Genomic DNA, 17,338 nt, shown 5'->3' with positions numbered 1-17,338 from the left:
GGCGGTGGAAAGCTCCACCGCCTTTTCTTTAGATATCGCTTGTCGAATTAGCTTGCTGCAACAGCTGCGGCAACAACAACCAACAGGATCAGCGGCAGGATGATGCCGTTTGACGAACCCTGAGTTTCTTCAACAACAACAGGTGCTTCAACAACCGGCTCTTCCAGGTTGCCTGCATAAGCGGTCGAAGCAGCAGCAGTCAGTGCAGCGGCGAGAACGAGTTTCTTCATATTAACCTCCAGGATACGCACGGTTCCGTATAGTGAAACCATGCACTCAAGACTTACCTCGTGTTTTTTTCTAATCAGCTATCCAACTGGAATGCAAATGGAAGTTGCGTCACAAGCGGGTACCTGCGCGGAAATGTCGTCAAATTAGCAACACTTGCGTGCCAACCTTGGCCATTGAGAACAGTTCGGCAATATCGTTGTTGAAAAGACCGATGCACCCATTCGAAGATCGGCGCCCAATTTTGCGCGTATCATGGGTTCCGTGAATTCGGTAATATTTCCAGCTTAGATATAAAGCATGTGTTCCCAGAGGGTTATCCGGACCCGGCGGGATATAGTCTGGCCATTCCGGATTTCTTTTCTTCATCGAAGGTGTTGGCGACCAGCTTGGGCCCTCGACCTTGCGGATCACACTGGTCCGGCCGCGGCGCGTCAGCTCTTCGGTCAGGGGAACCGACGACGGGTATAGTTTGTACACCGATTGATCGTCAGACCAGTAATGCAGCGCCCGCGATACTGTATCGACAAGGATAGCACCGTTTTTCGTGTTGGAAAAATAGGGCTGCCAGTCCAGCGCCCTGAAGCCAGAGATGTTACGGCGCACCGCGGGTTCGTCCTCGGGTGCGGGGCGCAGCGGGTCTCCGGGGGTGTATTGGGCAATCGCAGGCGAGGCGACCAGAGCCGAGACACCCGCAACGAATCCGCGTCGGGTTGTATGAGTAATGCTTTTCTTGACCATGATCGCAGGTCCTTTTCACAGAAAATCTAAAAATCCTGTGCATTTTATTGCCAGAATGCTTCAGTCGCAATTGAAACCGGCAGAATCACGCAGAACAAAGCCATTGTGCGTTTGCCCACAGCCTTCTGTCACGCTATGCCGTATGGCAACACAATAATCAGGTCGATCATGACGCGCATCATTTCATTACTGTTTGCTAGCTTTATTGCACTGGCCGCCTGTACGCCGGGTGGATCCCCAACCTATGGGGCAGATGGGCGCCCACTACCAACGGTGTACAAGATCCGTGGCAATCCAGAAAAGCTGCAATTCCGGATGTTGGATTCGGTTAACGCCCTCCGCCAGGCATCGGGCCTTCAGCCGGTACAACTGAATGCTCAGCTCAATGCCGCGGCCGCCACCCATTCCAAGGATATGGCGCGACAGAATCGGCCCTGGCACTTTGGCTCGGACGGATCTTCGCCGTTGGATCGGGCGACGCGCGTCGGCTATTACGGCACCTTCCTCGGCGAGGCGATCTCGGAAACCTATGAGACCGAGACCGAAACGCTGGCCGCCTGGATGCAGGAACCCGGACCGCGAAATGTCATCATGGATGCCAAAGCCACTCAGATGGGCTTTGCCTGGCACCAGGAGAACGGCGGGAAAATCTGGTGGACCCTGGAAATGGGAACCGGCGGTTAAAACGCAAAAGCCCCCGAAAACCGGGGGCTTTTTTATTGCCTTTGGGGCAGTTAAGCCGCCTGGACCGACTGCGCCTCGGTCAAAATTGCATAGAGCTTGACCGGATCAGGATTGGCGCGCAGCTTTGCGCAAACCGACGTATTGCGCAGCGTTCTGGACACCAGTGCAAGCGCCTTTAGGTGGTCCACACCTGCCTCTTCCGGGGCAAACAACGCAAAAGCGACATCAACCGGCTGGCGGTCTACCGCACCAAAATCAATCGGCTTTTCCAGCATTACGAAAACGCCAGCCACTTCGGCCAGATCACCCAGCCGCGCATGTGGCAGGGCAACTCCATGACCAACGCCTGTTGGGCCAAGGCTCTCCCGCTCGAGCAGGCCATCCACAACAACCTGCGCGTCAAGACCAAGGGCCCCCTCGGCAACATCGCCGATTTCCTGAAACAACCGCTTCTTGCTGGAAGCGGCGGACAATACACGTACCGCCTCGGGCTTCAGTATGCTCGAAAGCTCCATGATCACGCTCCATGGCCTTGCCCCCGCTTGCGCAGGGGCTTGCCTTGCTATTCTTGCCTGTTACGGATCAATCCAGCCAATGTTGCCGTCCTCACGGCGATACACGACATTCAATCCGTCCTTGTTTTCATTCCGGAACACCAGCACCGGGGCGCCGGCTAGTTCCATCTGCATTACGGCTTCACCAACACTCAACGATGGGATCTTGGTTTCCATCTCAGCCACGATCATCGGCTGCAGCGTTTCAGGTTCATCAGCCGACTCTGATTCGTCAGAGGCGAGGATATAAGAGGAAGCACCAAAGAGTTCAACCGGCTCGGATCGGTCCTTGTGATGGTCCTTGAGGCGGCGCTTATACCGGCGCAACTGCGTTTCCATCTTGTCACAGCAGGCCTCGAATGCTGCGTAGATTTCGATAGCGTGGGCCTTGGCCTGCGCAGTCAGGCCGGTCGAAAGATGCACGGTGGCTTCGCAAACATACTCATGCGCAGAACGGGAAAAGACGACATTGGCGTCGGTCGGGCGCTGGGCATATTTTCCAACAACCTCCCCTAGCTCGGTCTGCACATGGGTCTGCAGCGCCTCGCCGATGTCGATCTGTTTTCCGCTAATTTGGTAACGCATGTGATCTCCTTCACAATTCACACCCATTTTGACGCTGCGTTACGCAGCGCACGTGTTTTTATCGGGTGGGGGATATCGGCATATTCCGCAGTTGCTGAGAAACGTACCCCTTAGCAAAGGTGCACCGCGATCCCGACTGGAACTGAAGAAATGCCATAACCCAATTGAGGCAACAGACGGCGGCAGAGTCAATCAAAACAGGCGTGTATATACGTGATTTCAGCCATGCGCTGGGCGCAATTCCGCGCAAGCCTATGAAATACGGAAGTTTTCGCCCAAATAGACCCGGCGGACATTTTCGTTCTCGACGACTTCATCCGGCGTGCCCGACATCAGCACCTGACCATCATGCAGGATATAGGCCCGGTCCACGATTTCCAGTGTTTCGCGCACGTTATGGTCAGTGATCAGCACGCCGATGCCGCGCTTTTTCAGGTCCGCTACCAGATGGCGGATATCGCCGACGCTGATCGGGTCCACGCCTGCAAACGGCTCGTCCAGCAACAGATATTTCGGATCAGCCGCAAGACAACGGGCAATTTCGACACGGCGACGCTCGCCACCCGACAATGCCAATGCCGGGGCGCGGCGCAGATGTTCGATCGAAAAATCGGACAACAGCTCTTCCAGCCGCTCTTTCCTGCGATGGCTGTGCTTCACGGTGATGTCCAGAACGGCGGCAATGTTGTCCTCGACACTCATCCCGCGGAAAATCGACATCTCTTGTGGCAGATATCCGATCCCAAGCCGCGCGCGCCTATACATCGGCAGGGTCGTCACGTTTTGGCCGTCAATGGTCACAGTGCCAGCTTCGGGAAAGACAAGCCCGGCGACCGAATAGAACGTTGTGGTCTTGCCTGATCCGTTCGGACCCAACAAGGCAACCACCTCGGACCGGCCCAACGTCATCGAGACTTCGCGTATCACGGTCTTCTTACGGTATGATTTCCGCAGTTTCTCGATCCTGAGGCCGGAACCGCCTTCGGCCACAGACAAATTCGGACGCTCCATCAGTTGCTATCCGGATTCAGAATGGTTTTGACGCGGCCAGTCATCTTTGCCGTTCCGGTCGTCAGATTGGCATTCATCTGATCGCCGCTGATAACGCTGGGGCCTTGCGTCAAAAGCACATTTCCGCGCATCACGATTTCGCCCGAGTCGATTGTGTATTCGGCCCAGTCGCCTTCGGCTGCATCAGGCGGGCTGACAAGAACCACATCATTTGTCGCCTCCATCCGCTCGATTCCGGACCTGTCGGCGTTGTAGATGACCAGGACCCGCTCGGCGGTCAGGCGCATCTCACCCTGCACGATCAGGACGTTACCGATAAACTCGGCCGTGCCGTCTTCTTGATTGACGTTTAGGGATTCCGAGGTGACCTCGACCGGCTGGCTTGGATCCGCCTTGGCTGACCCGAAGGCGACCTGCGTTTCCTGTGCCGACGCCGAAAAGGCACCGACCATCAGCGCAAAACTAACAACAGCAAATCGCAAATCAATCACGGCTTATCTTTCTGTTTTTTCAGGCTCGTATACCAGCTTAACACCATCTGTAAAAAGAATATGGACCGGCCCATCCTTTTTTTCGGTTCCAAATGTCATCCGTCCCGCGGAAAAATCTCCGATGATGCCGGTGCCATCGACCTGACCCGGAGTGTCGCCGCGGATTTCATCCAGAGAGGTATTCAGAAGATCAGTTCTGACCTGAATTCCGTCTGTCGTCGTTATCAGGACGTCCCCAACAAACGTTGCGGAATTCTTGTCCGGGCGGATCATACCGGAATTTGAATCCATCGTTATGACGCCGCCATTCAACAATCCCAACCGCCCTCTAAACTCGGCAGTCGTGGGCAATGACCCTTCGCGCCCCTGGGTCGCTTGGGCCGCCTGAATTTGAACTTCCTCGCCTTTTCTGGTTGTTCCAAGATAATGGGGTTGGGTCACCACTTGGTCAGCCAGACGTTCATCTATGTCTTTTTGGGTAAACGGGACGGACACGCTGGTTTCGATGCTGCGTGATAGCAGAAAAACCGTCGACAGCAGAACAATGGCTGCCAAAGGCAGCAACACCTTCAGAAATTGCACCATCCGGGAATGTCCGTCCATCGAACGCCCCTCTACCCCAAACCAACGCGCAGGCAATCGTGGATATGTAGCACACCCAAGGCCTGGTGATCACTGCCCTCCTCGACCACAAACAAAGAGGTGATCTTGCGGTCATTCATGATGGCCACCGCCTCTTCGGCCAACGCGCCGGGCGGGATGGTTGTTGGGTTCTGCGTCATCACCTGCTCGGCCGTTTTGCCCAGCAAGCCCTCCATATGACGCCGCAGATCGCCATCGGTGATGATGCCCACCACCTGACCTTGCGGATCGACAACCCCGGCAACGCCAAAGCCCTTGCGGCTGATCTCGATCAGCGCATCGCTCATGGGTGTTCCGACCGAAACCAGCGGCAACGCATCGCCCTTGTGCATCAGATCCTGCACCGTGCTCAGCTGTGCACCTAGTTTTCCACCGGGATGAAAGGCGCGGAAATCTTCGGGTTTGAAGTTGCGATACTTCATCAACGCTATCGCCAGCGCGTCGCCCATGGCCAAAGTCAACGTCGTGGAAATCGAAGGCACCATGCCATAGCCGCAGGCCTCGCCCAACGACGGGATCAATAGATGCACGTCTGCCTGTTTCATCAGCGTGCTTTCCGGCTTGCTGGACAGGCCAATCAGTGGAATGCCAAAGCGGCGGGTAAAAGCCAGCAGGTTGGCAAGCTCTGGCGCTTCGCCCGAATTCGAGATGGCCAGAACCACATCGCCTTTTGAAACCATGCCCAGATCGCCATGGCTGGCCTCGGCCGGGTGCACGAAATAGGCCGGTGTACCGGTGCTGGCCAGTGTGGCCGCGATCTTGTGCCCGATATGACCCGACTTGCCGATGCCGCTGATGATGATGCGGCCCGAGGCCTGCAAAATCAGCTGAACCGCTTGGGCAAAATGTTCATCCAGACCGTCGGCCAGTACCTCCAGCGCGCGGGCCTCGTCTGTCACCACCTGACGGGCGGTTCTCAGAAATGCTTCGGTATCAGTCATGAGTGCGCAAAAATATCCGTTTCTGGCCATCCAGCTAGATCGAGTTTCGCACGCATCGGCAAGAAGTCAAAACAGGCCTGCGCCATCTCGGTCCGGCCCTCTCGCGCCAGGCGCTTGTTCAACTCCTCCCGCAGGCGGTGCAGATACAGAACATCCGAGGCGGCATAGTCCAGCTGCGCCTCGCTCAACGTTTCGGCGCCCCAATCGCTCATCTGCTGCTGTTTCGAGATATCGACGCCGATCAGCTCACTGCACAGGTTTTTCAGCCCGTGCCGGTCGGTATAGGTGCGCACCAGACGGCTGGCGATCTTGGTGCAATAGACTGGCGCGGCTAACGCACGAAAGGCGTGATACATCGCGGCAATGTCGAAACGGCCAAAATGGAACAGTTTCAGCACATCCGGGTTTTCCAGCATGGCACACAAGTTCGGTGCCTCGGTCTGGCCCTTTTCGACCTGAACGATATGCGAATTGCCATCGCCGCCCGACATCTGGATCACGCAGAGGCGGTCGCGATGCGGGTTTAGACCCATGGTTTCACAGTCAATGGCCACCACCGGCCCCATATCCAACCCGTCCGGCAGGTCGTTTTTGTACAAATAGTTAGCCACCCGAGTATTCCTTTGCGCGGTATCGCCACCGAGATAGGCGCTTTATTCCCTAAACTCAACGCCATCCCTGTACGCCAGCCGGTTGCCGCTGTCGCAGTTGGTCAAGACCTAAACGAAGGTTTGGGGTGACAGAGCCTTTAGACTGCGGCAGATATCAATCAATGTTAAGCGTTCTTAGAAACCGGACCTATCGCCACCTGTTGGCCGCGCAGATCGTTGCCCTGACGGGCACTGGGCTGGCCACGGTCGCGCTGGGTCTGTTGGCCTTTGAACTGGCAGGGGATGCGGCCGGGCTGGTGTTGGGCACCGCGATGACCATCAAAATGGTGGCCTATGTCACGGTTGCGCCATTGGCAGCCGCGTTTGCCGAGCGGCTGGACCGGCGCAAGATGTTGGTGGTGCTTGACCTGATCCGTGCGGCTGTCGCGCTGTGTCTGCCTTTTGTGACCGAGGTCTGGCAGGTCTATGTCCTGATTTTCGTGCTGCAATCCGCCTCGGCCGGATTTACCCCTGCATTTCAGGCTACAATCCCCGATGTACTGACAGATGAGCGCGAATACACCCGTGCCCTGTCCCTATCGCGGATGGCATATGATCTGGAGAGCCTGCTAAGCCCCGTATTCGCCGCAGCCCTGTTGTTGTTGGTCAGCTTCAACAGCCTGTTCTGGGGCACCGCCCTGGGATTTGTCGCTTCGGCGCTGCTGGTGGTGTCGGTGGCTTTGCCATCACCCAAACCAAGTAAGCCGCGCGGGATATACGAACGGACAACACGTGGCATACGCATCTATTTGAACACACCCCGGCTGCGGGGCCTTCTTGCCCTGAGTTGGAGCGCGGCAGCACTCAGCTCAATGGTGATCGTCAACACTGTGGTCATCGTGCGATCAGATCTGGGGCTGTCGGAAAGCGCCGTTGCCGCTGCGCTGGCCGGTTTTGGTGGCGGCTCTATGCTTGCCGCTTTTATCCTGCCCCGGATGCTGGACCGGATCGAGGATCGAAAGGTCATGTTGGCCGGCGCCCTTCTGTGCTGCGTCACCATGGCCGGAGCCGCCGCGATATTTGCGACAACCCCGCTGTCTTTGGGTCTGTTGATCGTTTTGTGGGCCCTAGCTGGCTTTGGCTATTCCACCACGCTGACGCCGTCTGGCCGCCTGCTGACCCGCTCGGCCCATCCCGAAGACCGCCCCGCCGTCTTTGCGGCCCAATTCACGCTGTCTCATTGCTGTTGGCTGGTGCTGTATCCTCTGGCAGGCGGGCTGATGACCCTGTTTGGGGCCACAACCGCCCTGAGCTTTATGGCGGCGATGTCCTTTCTGGGTATTATCGGTGCGGTCACCCTTTGGCCGCGTTCTGATCTGCATTCGGTGATCCACGACCATCCTGACCTGCCGCGTGACCACCCGCACATGGCCGGCCCGCCACCGCATGCTCATCCCGTCATAATAGACGACCTGCACCCCCGTATCCCGCGTGAGCCTTGAGCCCTGCTGCCGTTTTGCCCTAAACCGGAAAAACCAGACCCGCACCGGAGCGCCAATGGATCAGCTTGACCGCCGCATCATCTCAGTCCTGCAACATAATGCCCGCGAGTCGACCACAAAAATCGCGGCAAAACTGGGCGTTGCTCGGACAACCGTGCATGAACGCATCAGCCGGATGGAAGAACGCGGCATCATTGCCGGCTATTCCGTGATCCTGAACAGCCCCGAAGATGCCCCCCGCGTCCAGGTTGTCGTTCTGCTCGAGGTCCAACAGAAGGAAACCACCCGTATCATCAAGCGGCTCGAGGCCTATCCCGAGGTTAAACTCTGTCTTTCGATCAACGGTGACTTTGACCTGCTGTTGACCGCTGACGCGCCAAGGATCGAGGATCTGGATATTCTCGTTGATGATCTGGCACGAATCCCCGGTGTTCTACGCACCAATACGAGCGTTGTTTTTGGCCGGCGGATTGATCGAATCTGATTGACTGATAACCCTCTGTAAACCAAGGCAAGGCTAGCGTGGCCCGGATTGATCAGAATCCCGGACCGGCAGAATGCCAAATCGCCTATTCATTGTCATAGCATGTGTTGCGTTGCTTCTGGCAGCGCGTCAGAGCTTTGCGGGCGCGGAGACCCGGATGTCTCAGACATGTGATCAGGCCGCCCGCCGCGCGGCCCTCGCCCAAGACATACCGCTTGATGTTTTGCGTGCCATAACGCGGGTTGAAACTGGCCGCGCGATCAAAGGCCGACTTGAGCCTTGGCCATGGGCAATCAATGTCGAAGGGCGCGGCCATTGGTTCCAATCTGAGCTGGAGGCTAAAGCCTATGTCGCGGATATTTTCCAAGCCGGAAAGCGCAGCTTTGATATCGGGTGCTTTCAAATCAACTATCGCTGGCACGGGCAGGCCTTTCAGTCGATCGATGCCATGTTCGACCCCGAGACTAACGCCAGCTACGCGGCGCAGTTTCTGAAACAGCTTTACGCCGAACTTGGGTCATGGTCGGCAGCGGCAGGTGCCTACCACTCGCGAACCCCGGCTTTGGCAAAAGCCTATTCCAGCCGATACAAGAATGTTCACGCGCAGCTTGATCCGGCCCCGGCAGTGCAAACCGCACGCATGTCGCGTGACCCTTTCACACAATCCGCCACACCGCTGTTTCCGGTGCTAACGACCCAGTTTCCGACCGGTGCGATGGGCTCTTTGATGCCCGCATCGGACACCCAAACAGCCTTTATCATCTTCAACTAGGAGAATTACGTGCCCAGACTTGACGTCCGTTCCCTGTTTTCTCCGACCGTATTGCTGGCGCTTGCGCTGATGACCGTCATCGTCATGATGATCCTGCCCATGCCGTCCTGGGTTCTGGATGTCGGGCTGGCCACATCCTTTGCCCTGGCAATCCTGATTTTCACGCTGACCCTGTTTATCGAGCGGCCGCTGGATTTCTCTTCCTTCCCGACCATCCTTCTGGGGTCATTGATGCTCCGGTTGTCGTTGAACGTCTCATCGACCAAGCTGATTATCGGTCAGGGGCACACCGGCCCCAATGCCGCCGGCGATGTGATCGAGGGATTCGCAAGCTTTGTCATGGGCGGCAGCATTTTCCTGGGCCTTGTGGTGTTCGGCGTCCTGTTGATCGTGAACTTTATGGTCATCAACAAAGGCGCGGCACGCATGGCCGAAGTGGGCGCGCGGTTCGCTCTGGATGGCATGCCCGGGAAGCAGCTGGCCATCGACAGCGATATGTCAGCGGGCGCCATCGACCATCAAGAGGCCAAGGAACGGCGCGAACGGGAACAGCAGGAAACCACCTTTTTCGGCTCGCTTGACGGGGCGTCGAAATTCGTCAAAGGAGACGCGGTTGCCGGGCTTTTGATCACCCTGCTGAATCTGGTGATGGGGCTTGTCATGGGCGTGATCGTTCACGGGATGCCGGTGTCATCGGCGTTCGAAACCTACGCCATCCTGACGGTGGGCGATGGCTTGGTCTCGCAGATACCGGCCGTGATCATCTCGATCGCCTCCGCTTTGCTTCTGGCGCGTGGTGGAACACAGGGTGCAACTGACACCGCCATCTTATCGCAACTGGGGCGCCACCCGGCCGCCCTTGGCACTGTTGCCGGGTTGATGGTGCTTTTCGCGCTGGTTCCCGGCCTGCCATTTCTGCCCTTTATTCTGGGGGCCTGCGTTTTGGGCTATGCCGCCTATGCGGTGCACCGAAAACAGCACCAGCGAGAAACTCAGGCACAAACCGCGTCGACCGAGGCAGACGAACCGGTATCACAAGCGATTGGCGATATTCTCGACCTCGATGATGTTCACCTGGAATTCGCACCGGATCTGGTCAGCATGGTCCTGAACCAGGGCACCGGACTGGATGCACGCATTGCGAATATGCGGACCTATGTCGCCTCGACCTTTGGATTGATCCTGCCCGATATCCGTCTGACCGATCGGGCCGAGCTACCGATGGGGACATATGTCATCAAGGTGCACGGCGTGGAACAGGCCCGCGGTGCCCTGAACCCCGATCTGATCTTGGCGCTGGTTCAGGACGGGCACGATCTTTTGCCCGAGGGCAGGGATGTCACCGAACCCGTCTATGGTGCGCCTGCACGTTGGATCCTGCCCAAGGATCAAGAGGCCGCAGCAATGAGCGGCGCTACGATTGTCTCGCCTCCGGAAATACTGGCAACACATCTGCTGGAAATCATCAAACAGAACTTCTCGCGTCTGTTGACGCTCAAGGCCCTGCGCAAACTGCTGTCCGAGATGACCCGGCTCAGCGACCCGGTTCGCGCCGAGGCAAACCGGAAAATGCTGGACGAGTTGATCCCCGACAAGGTTCCAATCGACACACTTCACGCAGTCCTGCGCCTGTTGCTGGACGAACGGGTTTCGATCCGCAATCTGGCGCTTATCCTCGAAAGCATCGCCGAAGCGCGCCTGACCACCACGCAACCCGAAGGGATTTGCGAACTGGTGCGACAGCGGCTTGGGTTCCAGCTTGTGGCCGACATGAAACGCGAAGACGGGTCGATCCCGCTGATCCAGCTTGCACCGGAATGGGAAGACACATTTGCCACCTATCAGGTCGATGCACCCAATGCAGGGCTGGATGTCGCCCTGCCACCGAACCTGTTCAACAAGCTTGCAGATGGCGTGGTGGACAGTGTCTCGCATTCCGCCGACCATGGTATCTTTCCTGCGGTCGTGACCTCGACCCGGCGCCGCAGGCTGCTGCGTACGATCATGCATGCGCGCGGCGTGTCCAATCCGGTCCTGTCATTTGAGGAAATCGGGCTCGAGGCGCGGCCCGCACTTGTGGGCACGGTACCCGCATGATCGCCCTCCCACCCGAACTCTTGCCGCACCTGGGCTCTGGGGCCTGGCATTTCTTCGGTGTTTTCCTGCGCGTTTCGGCAATGGTATCCTTGATGCCTGCATTCGGAGAACGCAGCATCCCCACCCGTGTCAAACTTGGCACTGCCGTTGCCTTTACGTTGATCGTGGCACCGGCAGTGCCGACAATGGAATTCAATCCCGAATTCCTGTCCATGGTCCAACTGATCACCACCGAAATTCTTGTCGGAATGGCGCTGGGGATGGCGCTGCGCATCTTTGTTCTGACCCTGCAGACGGCAGGGTCCATCGCCGCACAGGCAACGTCACTCTCGCAAATTCTGGGCGGGGCAGCGGCTGATCCGGTTCCGGCCATGGGCTATCTGCTGACGCTGGCCGGGTTGGCCCTTGCTGTACTACTTGGCCTGCACATCCGTTTGGCAGAGTTCTTGATCCACAGCTACGATCTGTTTCCCACCGGGACCACACCGGAGGCGCCGGATTTGTCCCAATGGGGCGTGGAACGGGTCTCGTACAGTTTCAGCCTGGCATTCGCCCTGGCAATGCCGTTTGTGATTGCCTCGCTGATCTACAACCTTGCGCTTGGTGTCATCAACCGCGCCATGCCACAGCTGATGGTGGCGTTTGTCGGCGCCCCGGCCATCACATTTGCGGGGCTGCTCCTGCTGTTCGCCGGCGCGCCTCTGATCCTGTCGGTCTGGTCCGATGCCCTGTTTGATTTCATGCAGAACCCGCTGAAAGATCCGAGATGAGCGGACAGGACGACGACAGCGACAAGTCATATGACCCGACGCCGCAAAAGCTTCTGAAAGCGCGGGAAAAGGGTGAGGTCGCCAAGTCGAACGACCTGTCCGTGGTCGCGGCATATGTCGGGCTGCTGATCGGTTTGCTTTTCGCAGGCCAGATGGGCGTTCAGCATCTGGGCACCTTGTTTGTCGTCCTGATCGACCAATCCGATAAGATCAGCACCATGTTAACGGCTGGCCCCGCCGACGGCCTGGTGGGTGGGATGCTTGGCAAAGCTGCAATCTCGATGGCAACGATATTTGTTCTTCCTGCGACGGCGGTTCTGCTAAGCCTGATCGCCCAAAAGGCGCTGGTTTTTGCCCCCAGCAAGTTGCAGCCCAAGCTGTCCCGGATTTCGATCCTCTCCAATGCCAAGAATAAATTCGGGCGCGGTGGTCTGTTCGAATTTGCCAAAAGCTTTGCAAAGCTGCTGATCTACGGCATCTGCTTGTTTTTGTTTCTGCGCGCCAATCTGCCCGAGATTCTGACCGCCAGCGCCGCACCGCCGCAATCGTCGATCGTATTGATGATGAACCTGTTGTTCCGGTTTCTCTTCATCGTTGTTACCATCGCACTGGCCGTAGGGGTCGTCGACTATATGTGGCAATATTCCGAACATATGCGCAAGAACCGGATGTCCCGCAAAGAAATTCAGGACGAGACCAAAGACGCCGAAGGCGACCCGCATGTCAAACAACAGCGCCGCCAGCGCGCGCAGGAAATTGCGGCAAATCAGATGATGGCGGATGTCCCAACTGCGGATGTAGTCATCGTGAACCCGACCCATTATGCGGTGGCTCTCAAATGGCAGCGGACGGCCGGCTCCGCACCGACATGCGTGGCGAAAGGTGTCGACCAGATTGCCGCCGCCATCCGCGCCTCGGCCGCCGAGGCCGGGGTTCCGATCCACTCGGATCCCCCCACCGCACGGGCCCTTCATGCGACCGTCGAAATCGGGAATGAGATCGCCCCCGAACACTATCGCCCTGTCGCTGCGGCCATTCGCTTTGCCGAAGCCATGCGCAAGCGCGCGAAGGACAGAATTTGATGCGGTTTACCGGACTTACCGATCTGAAGCGTTTATCCGACGCGGCCTTCCAAAAAGAGCAACAGACCTTGCGCCCATATATCGAAGCCGAGGCCGAGATTTTGCAAAAACTGAGCCGATTGGACGCACAGCTTCAGCAGACCCTACAAAACAGCGGCCAAGCTGATGGATATCAGGTCACCGGCACTGATGTTCTGTGGCGTGGATGGGAAGAGGCAACCCGACGAAAACTCAATACAGACCTCGCGCGCGTCCGAGCGCAAAAGCTAACCAAGATGCAAGCCTTGCGGAAAGCGTTTGGACGCAAACAGGCCCTAGGACAGCTGATTGAAGAACAACAAAAGGCCCGCCGAGACATGCTTATGAAAAAGCGATCGCGGCAATAAGCGGGCCGAAACAGGCTTCAAGTATCCTGACGGTTAACACTCATGATCAGGACTTGCAGCACGTCATCACCCAAATCCTTCTTGGCGACCTGCAGCAAAGCCTTTCGGACCAAATCCAGATTGTCGGATTCCGTAAAGTTGCCGTTGAAACCACCGGTATTTGCGTGATCGAACAGAACCTGCAGAAACCCATCTCTCAACTTTGGCTCAAACTCATAAATCGTTTCAGCAACGCCGGGTTTGGTTTCCAGGCTCAGCGACATTGTGACCAACGCGGCAATCCGGTCGGACTTCACGACCGGGATCACAAACTGTTTCGTCATCTTCAGATATTCATACTTGCTGGACGCATCCTTTTTGTCCGACTTGGTCTTAGTGGCCTTCTCCTTGGCTTTCTTGGGTTCGGCGGCAGCGGATTTATCCATGTCACCATCTTTGGTTTTTCCAGAAGGAGACATGGCAATTCCCGCACCAATTCCACCGCCCAGGCCAACAAGCAGAAACAATATAGGAATTAGATTTTTCATTGTTATACGACCTCAGAACGGCAAAACTGTATCAAGGACCTGCTGGCCGTAACGGGGCTGCTGCACATCCATGATCTGACCGCGGCCACCATAAGACACGCGCGCCGAAGCAATCTTGTCATAGGTGATTTCATTTTTCCGCGAGATATCCTGTGGCCTCACATATCCCGTGACCAATAGCTCTCGGAGTTCGAAATTCACGCGCAGCTCCTGCGAGCCCGATATGGCCAGCACACCATTCGGCAAGGCGTCGATGACGGTTGCGGCGACTCTGAGTGTCAGCTTTTCCTTACGCTTGACCGAGCCCTTGCCCTTACTAACCGATGATGAGTCGATCCCAACAGCTTCGTCCAGCGTCGCCCCGTCGGGCAGCCGTTCCAGCGCCCGCTGCGGCAGGCCGAACAGGTCGGGAACCTCAAGGCTTTCTGACCCGCTGCGTGAGCGATTTGTGTCGTTGGATATCTCGGCTTTCTCGTCCAACTCGATGACAACCGTCAGAATATCGCCTTTTTTGATTGCGCGCTGATCTCCCAAAAGCGATTGTTGGCCACCGCTCCATAGCGAGGACCGATCAACATTGCGCTGTGGCTGCGTGTGCAACGGCAAACCCGGCCACAGCATGGCAACATGTTCAGCAGACTCGTCCGCGGGTGTGAAACTTGGCGGTTTTCCCAAATGATCCAGTCGACCACAGGCGGTCAGAGCCAGACATGCCATCATCAACAGTTTTAGTTTTCCGAACATCATTTTACCTCGATTTGACCGTTAGGCCGGATAAAGCCAACAACAGTTGTACGTGACGACAGATTCATGACCCGAATACGATCGCCGACAGCCCCGCGCCCCAGGGCACGGCCTTCGGCCTTGATCGAAAGGGGACGACGGTCAAAGACCAGAACCACCAGATCATTGCGGTCCACCAGCGCGGGCGGCCCGACATCTGCTGCGCGAACCGGGCGTCCGGGGTAAAGCGCGACGCGTGCTTCCTGACCGATCAAATCATCGGTGTTTGTAACCGCTCCGAGGACAACCTGATCTTTGATCTCAAGATCGGCGGCCGAGATCACCTCTTTGGCGCGTATGGTCCGGATCGGCACCACGATCTCAGCCAAGGCACAAAGCGGGCTGATCGTCACCAGTGCTATGAATAGGGCGCGCATCACCGCACCTGCGTTGTTGCGCCCATCATCTGATCGACGGCCGAGATGACCTTGGCGTTCATCTCATACCCTCGCTGGGCCTCGATCAGTTCGGTGACTTCGCGCACGGCATCGACCGAGCTGTCCTCGAGATATCCCTGACGCAGGGTGCCCATCCCGCCCTCACCCGGAGTGCCGATGACAGGCGCGCCCGAGGCTTCGGTTTCTTTGAACAGGTTGCTGCCGATCGCCTCCAGCCCTTTGGCATTGGAAAAACTGGCCAGGGTGAATTCACCGAGCAACTGTCCTTCGGCGGTATCATCGAAATAGGCGTAGACCTCACCCGATGCATTGATCGAAATCGACCTTGCATCGTCTGGGATTGTGATCTCTGGCGCGACAGCGAAGCCATCTGAAGTGACGATCAACCCTTCGGCCGAGCGTTTCAGGCTGCCGTCACGGGTAAAGCCGGACTGACCGCTGGGCAACGTCACCTCAAGATAGCCGCGCCCTTCGATTGCGACATCCAAATCGCTGCCAGTGGCCGCCAACGCACCCTGTGCCAGTTGCACGGTGACCGCAGCCGGGCGCACCCCCAGACCCAGTTGTATACCTGTGGGCAAGACGGTGCCGTCATTGGCATTCACCGTCCCCGCGCGCGCCATTTGTTGATAGTGCAGGTCTGCAAACTCGGCGCGGCGCGCGTTGTAGCCTGTGGTATTCATATTCGCCAGGTTGTTCGAGATCGTCTCAACCCGCATCTGCTGAGCGGTCATGCCTGTCGCTGCGATTTTCAGTGCCCGCATATCAATTCCTCCGTTATCAAATCAGCGCATCAGCGCCTTAAGCGCCCCACGCACACGTTCGTCTTCGGTTTCAAGAAAGCTCTGCCCCAACTCATAAGCGCGCTGGATTTCGATCATCCGGGTGACCTGTTCGATCGCGTTCACGTTCGATCCTTCGAGGAATCGGTGCACAATGACCGGCTCCTCCACGGGTTCAATCGCTGCATCTGACCGAAATTGCGTGCTGCCCTCGCGCACCAGGCTCGTGGGATCAGCAACGCGGTAGGCGCCGATCTGTCCCAGAACCTGCCCTTCGATACTGAGCGTGCCGTCGCTGCCGACATCAATCGACGCGGCATCCGGCGGAATGAAAACAGGGGCGCCGTTGCTGTCCAGAACCCGGTACCCATCCATGGTAACCAGATCACCCTCGGCACTGGGTGAAAACGCACCCGCCCGTGTCAGCCGGTTGCCGCTGGGGGTTTCGATCATGAAAAACCCGTCGCCTTCGATGGCGAAATCAAATTGCCCGCCGGTTTCGGTCAGAACGCCTTGTTGCAACGAGGTATTGCGTGCCTCTGCCCGCGCCATGGACAAGGACGGATTGCCCGGCGAGGCTTTCACGAACTCGGAAAACACCAAGCCCTGCTGGCGGTACCCCGTGGTATTGGCGTTGGCGATATTGTTCGCCACCAGCCGCATTTCATTCATCAGCCCCGATTGGCGGGACAAGGTGGTATATGAGGTATCCATCAGCGGCCTCCGGCGATCAGTGGGATGAGGGTTGAGGTGAAAAACGTCACCAGCGTCTGGGTCATGAACCCCATCGAAATCCAGAACACGATCACGATGGCGATCAGCTTTGGCACGAAGGTCAGCGTCATTTCCTGCACCGAGGTCAGCGCCTGGAACAGACCCACAACCAGACCCGAGACCAGTGCCACCGCCAGAATCGGGACGGATGTGATCACCGCAACCCACAATGCCTGGCGGACGATGTCATAATAGAGACCTTCGCTGAGCATCGATCAGACCGGCATCCGCAGGATTTCCTGATAGGCCTCGACCACTTTGTTGCGCACGATGACGGCGGTTTCGACGGCCAGTTCGGTCTGCGCCAACGCCTGAACCAGCGCGTGCGGATCGGCCTGGCCGGTCATCGCCGCGCCGGACATCTGCTCGGACTGTTTCAATGTTGCGGCAAAGTCCTGAAAGGTTGAGCGCAACCCCTGTGCCATTCCGGCAAGGTCGGGGTCGGGCTGCGTAGCGGGCCGCGCTACGGCATAGCTCTGCGCGGCGGTCAGGGATCGGATATCCATTCTGGTGT

24 protein-coding genes are annotated in these 17,338 nt (G+C 57.5%); 8 read left to right on the top strand and 16 right to left on the bottom strand.

Annotated features, from left to right (window positions below):
- Positions 1-47: 47 nt before the first annotated feature.
- Together AC2FH0_RS18780 and AC2FH0_RS18775 are read right to left on the bottom strand one after the other, a co-directional pair.
- The gene (locus AC2FH0_RS18780; RefSeq protein WP_142638281.1) at positions 48-230 is read right to left on the bottom strand and encodes a hypothetical protein; all 183 of its coding nucleotides are present in this window, start codon (positions 228-230) and stop codon (positions 48-50) included.
- A 139-nt stretch (positions 231-369) separates the two neighbouring features.
- Entirely contained in the window at positions 370-969 is a 600-nt protein-coding gene (locus tag AC2FH0_RS18775; RefSeq protein WP_281973577.1) for a L,D-transpeptidase, read from the bottom strand.
- A gap of 168 nt (positions 970-1,137) precedes the next feature.
- Between AC2FH0_RS18775 and dalA the strand changes: the two genes are divergently transcribed.
- Positions 1,138-1,653 (top strand): divisome-associated lipoprotein DalA, encoded by a 516-nt coding sequence (dalA, locus tag AC2FH0_RS18770; protein WP_142638285.1) that lies wholly within the window; start codon positions 1,138-1,140, stop codon positions 1,651-1,653.
- Between the two features lie 50 nt (positions 1,654-1,703).
- Here the strand turns inward: dalA and AC2FH0_RS18765 are convergent, their stop codons facing one another.
- The 7 genes from AC2FH0_RS18765 to AC2FH0_RS18735 all read right to left on the bottom strand — a co-directional run bounded on the left by AC2FH0_RS18765 (position 1,704) and on the right by AC2FH0_RS18735 (position 6,488).
- A complete protein-coding gene (locus AC2FH0_RS18765) occupies positions 1,704-2,168 on the bottom strand; it encodes a PTS sugar transporter subunit IIA (RefSeq protein WP_142638287.1) in 465 nt (154 codons plus the stop codon).
- Between the two features lie 60 nt (positions 2,169-2,228).
- On the bottom strand, positions 2,229-2,792 hold the full coding sequence (gene hpf / locus AC2FH0_RS18760; protein ID WP_271950796.1) for a ribosome hibernation-promoting factor, HPF/YfiA family: 564 nt from the start codon (positions 2,790-2,792) through the stop codon (positions 2,229-2,231).
- 252 nt (positions 2,793-3,044) lie between these two features.
- A complete protein-coding gene (gene lptB / locus AC2FH0_RS18755; RefSeq protein ID WP_142638291.1) occupies positions 3,045-3,803 on the bottom strand; it encodes an LPS export ABC transporter ATP-binding protein in 759 nt (252 codons plus the stop codon).
- Positions 3,803-4,255 (bottom strand): LptA/OstA family protein, encoded by a 453-nt coding sequence (locus tag AC2FH0_RS18750; protein WP_142638458.1) that lies wholly within the window; start codon positions 4,253-4,255, stop codon positions 3,803-3,805. The genes lptB and AC2FH0_RS18750 overlap by 1 nt, the downstream gene beginning before the upstream one ends.
- A gap of 42 nt (positions 4,256-4,297) precedes the next feature.
- The gene (locus tag AC2FH0_RS18745) at positions 4,298-4,897 is read right to left on the bottom strand and encodes an LPS export ABC transporter periplasmic protein LptC (protein WP_142638293.1); all 600 of its coding nucleotides are present in this window, start codon (positions 4,895-4,897) and stop codon (positions 4,298-4,300) included.
- Positions 4,898-4,908: 11 nt separating this feature from the next.
- Complete coding sequence (locus tag AC2FH0_RS18740; RefSeq protein WP_496709739.1) at positions 4,909-5,877, bottom strand: KpsF/GutQ family sugar-phosphate isomerase; 969 nt, start codon at positions 5,875-5,877, stop codon at positions 4,909-4,911.
- Positions 5,874-6,488, bottom strand: coding sequence for a ribonuclease D (locus AC2FH0_RS18735; RefSeq protein ID WP_496729199.1), 615 nt, complete (start codon positions 6,486-6,488; stop codon positions 5,874-5,876). The genes AC2FH0_RS18740 and AC2FH0_RS18735 overlap by 4 nt, the downstream gene beginning before the upstream one ends.
- A gap of 161 nt (positions 6,489-6,649) precedes the next feature.
- On the opposite strand from AC2FH0_RS18735, the gene AC2FH0_RS18730 reads away from it, so the two are divergent.
- From AC2FH0_RS18730 to AC2FH0_RS18700, 7 genes are all read left to right on the top strand, one after another.
- Positions 6,650-7,969 carry an MFS transporter gene (locus AC2FH0_RS18730; RefSeq protein WP_496703089.1) on the top strand — a complete coding sequence of 440 codons (1,320 nt, stop codon included), beginning with the start codon at positions 6,650-6,652 and terminating at the stop codon, positions 7,967-7,969.
- 55 nt (positions 7,970-8,024) lie between these two features.
- Complete coding sequence (locus AC2FH0_RS18725) at positions 8,025-8,453, top strand: Lrp/AsnC family transcriptional regulator (protein ID WP_142638301.1); 429 nt, start codon at positions 8,025-8,027, stop codon at positions 8,451-8,453.
- A 73-nt stretch (positions 8,454-8,526) separates the two neighbouring features.
- On the top strand, positions 8,527-9,225 hold the full coding sequence (locus AC2FH0_RS18720) for a transglycosylase SLT domain-containing protein (protein ID WP_496790080.1): 699 nt from the start codon (positions 8,527-8,529) through the stop codon (positions 9,223-9,225).
- Between the two features lie 69 nt (positions 9,226-9,294).
- Positions 9,295-11,322, top strand: coding sequence for a flagellar biosynthesis protein FlhA (gene flhA / locus AC2FH0_RS18715; protein WP_496790091.1), 2,028 nt, complete (start codon positions 9,295-9,297; stop codon positions 11,320-11,322).
- On the top strand, positions 11,319-12,092 hold the full coding sequence (locus tag AC2FH0_RS18710; RefSeq protein ID WP_496790079.1) for a flagellar biosynthetic protein FliR: 774 nt from the start codon (positions 11,319-11,321) through the stop codon (positions 12,090-12,092). Before flhA ends, AC2FH0_RS18710 begins: the two co-directional genes overlap by 4 nt.
- Complete coding sequence (flhB, locus tag AC2FH0_RS18705) at positions 12,089-13,174, top strand: flagellar type III secretion system protein FlhB (protein ID WP_496790077.1); 1,086 nt, start codon at positions 12,089-12,091, stop codon at positions 13,172-13,174. Before AC2FH0_RS18710 ends, flhB begins: the two co-directional genes overlap by 4 nt.
- Complete coding sequence (locus tag AC2FH0_RS18700) at positions 13,174-13,560, top strand: hypothetical protein (RefSeq protein WP_496703765.1); 387 nt, start codon at positions 13,174-13,176, stop codon at positions 13,558-13,560. Before flhB ends, AC2FH0_RS18700 begins: the two co-directional genes overlap by 1 nt.
- Before the next feature lie 17 nt (positions 13,561-13,577).
- Here AC2FH0_RS18700 and AC2FH0_RS18695 read toward each other — a convergent pair whose 3' ends face one another.
- The 7 genes from AC2FH0_RS18695 to fliE are packed head-to-tail and all read right to left on the bottom strand — an operon-like array spanning position 13,578 to position 17,330.
- Positions 13,578-14,087, bottom strand: coding sequence for a flagellar basal body-associated protein FliL (locus AC2FH0_RS18695; RefSeq protein ID WP_496703080.1), 510 nt, complete (start codon positions 14,085-14,087; stop codon positions 13,578-13,580).
- A gap of 12 nt (positions 14,088-14,099) precedes the next feature.
- Positions 14,100-14,831, bottom strand: a complete 732-nt coding sequence (flgH, locus tag AC2FH0_RS18690; RefSeq protein WP_416383935.1) for a flagellar basal body L-ring protein FlgH — start codon at positions 14,829-14,831, stop codon at positions 14,100-14,102.
- Entirely contained in the window at positions 14,831-15,247 is a 417-nt protein-coding gene (gene flgA / locus AC2FH0_RS18685; protein WP_496692713.1) for a flagellar basal body P-ring formation chaperone FlgA, read from the bottom strand. Before flgA ends, flgH begins: the two co-directional genes overlap by 1 nt.
- Positions 15,247-16,032, bottom strand: coding sequence for a flagellar basal-body rod protein FlgG (gene flgG / locus AC2FH0_RS18680; protein WP_142638319.1), 786 nt, complete (start codon positions 16,030-16,032; stop codon positions 15,247-15,249). Before flgG ends, flgA begins: the two co-directional genes overlap by 1 nt.
- Positions 16,033-16,053: 21 nt before the next feature.
- Positions 16,054-16,764: a flagellar hook-basal body complex protein gene (locus tag AC2FH0_RS18675; protein WP_496790076.1), complete on the bottom strand. Its 711-nt coding sequence runs from the start codon at positions 16,762-16,764 to the stop codon at positions 16,054-16,056.
- Positions 16,764-17,036 carry a flagellar biosynthetic protein FliQ gene (locus AC2FH0_RS18670; protein WP_142638323.1) on the bottom strand — a complete coding sequence of 91 codons (273 nt, stop codon included), beginning with the start codon at positions 17,034-17,036 and terminating at the stop codon, positions 16,764-16,766. Before AC2FH0_RS18670 ends, AC2FH0_RS18675 begins: the two co-directional genes overlap by 1 nt.
- Positions 17,037-17,039: 3 nt before the next feature.
- Positions 17,040-17,330, bottom strand: a complete 291-nt coding sequence (gene fliE, locus AC2FH0_RS18665) for a flagellar hook-basal body complex protein FliE (RefSeq protein ID WP_142638325.1) — start codon at positions 17,328-17,330, stop codon at positions 17,040-17,042.
- Positions 17,331-17,338 lie beyond the last annotated feature (8 nt).

The organism is Ruegeria sp. CDSC051, assembly GCF_059610665.1.
Note: the sequence above shows the minus strand (reverse complement) of the source record. Positions and strands in the feature narration are given on the sequence as shown.

Coding starts and splice junctions, on each gene's coding strand:
- AC2FH0_RS18780 (WP_142638281.1), bottom strand. CDS start 230: ATGAAGAAACTCGTTCTCGCCGCTGCACTGACTGCTGCTGCTTCGACC.
- AC2FH0_RS18775 (WP_281973577.1), bottom strand. CDS start 969: ATGGTCAAGAAAAGCATTACTCATACAACCCGACGCGGATTCGTTGCG.
- dalA (WP_142638285.1), top strand. CDS start 1,138: ATGACGCGCATCATTTCATTACTGTTTGCTAGCTTTATTGCACTGGCC.
- AC2FH0_RS18765 (WP_142638287.1), bottom strand. CDS start 2,168: ATGGAGCTTTCGAGCATACTGAAGCCCGAGGCGGTACGTGTATTGTCC.
- hpf (WP_271950796.1), bottom strand. CDS start 2,792: ATGCGTTACCAAATTAGCGGAAAACAGATCGACATCGGCGAGGCGCTG.
- lptB (WP_142638291.1), bottom strand. CDS start 3,803: ATGGAGCGTCCGAATTTGTCTGTGGCCGAAGGCGGTTCCGGCCTCAGG.
- AC2FH0_RS18750 (WP_142638458.1), bottom strand. CDS start 4,255: ATGGTCGGTGCCTTTTCGGCGTCGGCACAGGAAACGCAGGTCGCCTTC.
- AC2FH0_RS18745 (WP_142638293.1), bottom strand. CDS start 4,897: ATGGACGGACATTCCCGGATGGTGCAATTTCTGAAGGTGTTGCTGCCT.
- AC2FH0_RS18740 (WP_496709739.1), bottom strand. CDS start 5,877: ATGACTGATACCGAAGCATTTCTGAGAACCGCCCGTCAGGTGGTGACA.
- AC2FH0_RS18730 (WP_496703089.1), top strand. CDS start 6,650: ATGTTAAGCGTTCTTAGAAACCGGACCTATCGCCACCTGTTGGCCGCG.
- AC2FH0_RS18725 (WP_142638301.1), top strand. CDS start 8,025: ATGGATCAGCTTGACCGCCGCATCATCTCAGTCCTGCAACATAATGCC.
- AC2FH0_RS18720 (WP_496790080.1), top strand. CDS start 8,527: ATGCCAAATCGCCTATTCATTGTCATAGCATGTGTTGCGTTGCTTCTG.
- flhA (WP_496790091.1), top strand. CDS start 9,295: ATGACCGTCATCGTCATGATGATCCTGCCCATGCCGTCCTGGGTTCTG.
- AC2FH0_RS18710 (WP_496790079.1), top strand. CDS start 11,319: ATGATCGCCCTCCCACCCGAACTCTTGCCGCACCTGGGCTCTGGGGCC.
- flhB (WP_496790077.1), top strand. CDS start 12,089: ATGAGCGGACAGGACGACGACAGCGACAAGTCATATGACCCGACGCCG.
- AC2FH0_RS18700 (WP_496703765.1), top strand. CDS start 13,174: ATGCGGTTTACCGGACTTACCGATCTGAAGCGTTTATCCGACGCGGCC.
- AC2FH0_RS18695 (WP_496703080.1), bottom strand. CDS start 14,087: ATGAAAAATCTAATTCCTATATTGTTTCTGCTTGTTGGCCTGGGCGGT.
- flgH (WP_416383935.1), bottom strand. CDS start 14,831: ATGTTCGGAAAACTAAAACTGTTGATGATGGCATGTCTGGCTCTGACC.
- flgA (WP_496692713.1), bottom strand. CDS start 15,247: ATGCGCGCCCTATTCATAGCACTGGTGACGATCAGCCCGCTTTGTGCC.
- flgG (WP_142638319.1), bottom strand. CDS start 16,032: ATGCGGGCACTGAAAATCGCAGCGACAGGCATGACCGCTCAGCAGATG.
- AC2FH0_RS18675 (WP_496790076.1), bottom strand. CDS start 16,764: ATGGATACCTCATATACCACCTTGTCCCGCCAATCGGGGCTGATGAAT.
- AC2FH0_RS18670 (WP_142638323.1), bottom strand. CDS start 17,036: ATGCTCAGCGAAGGTCTCTATTATGACATCGTCCGCCAGGCATTGTGG.
- fliE (WP_142638325.1), bottom strand. CDS start 17,330: ATGGATATCCGATCCCTGACCGCCGCGCAGAGCTATGCCGTAGCGCGG.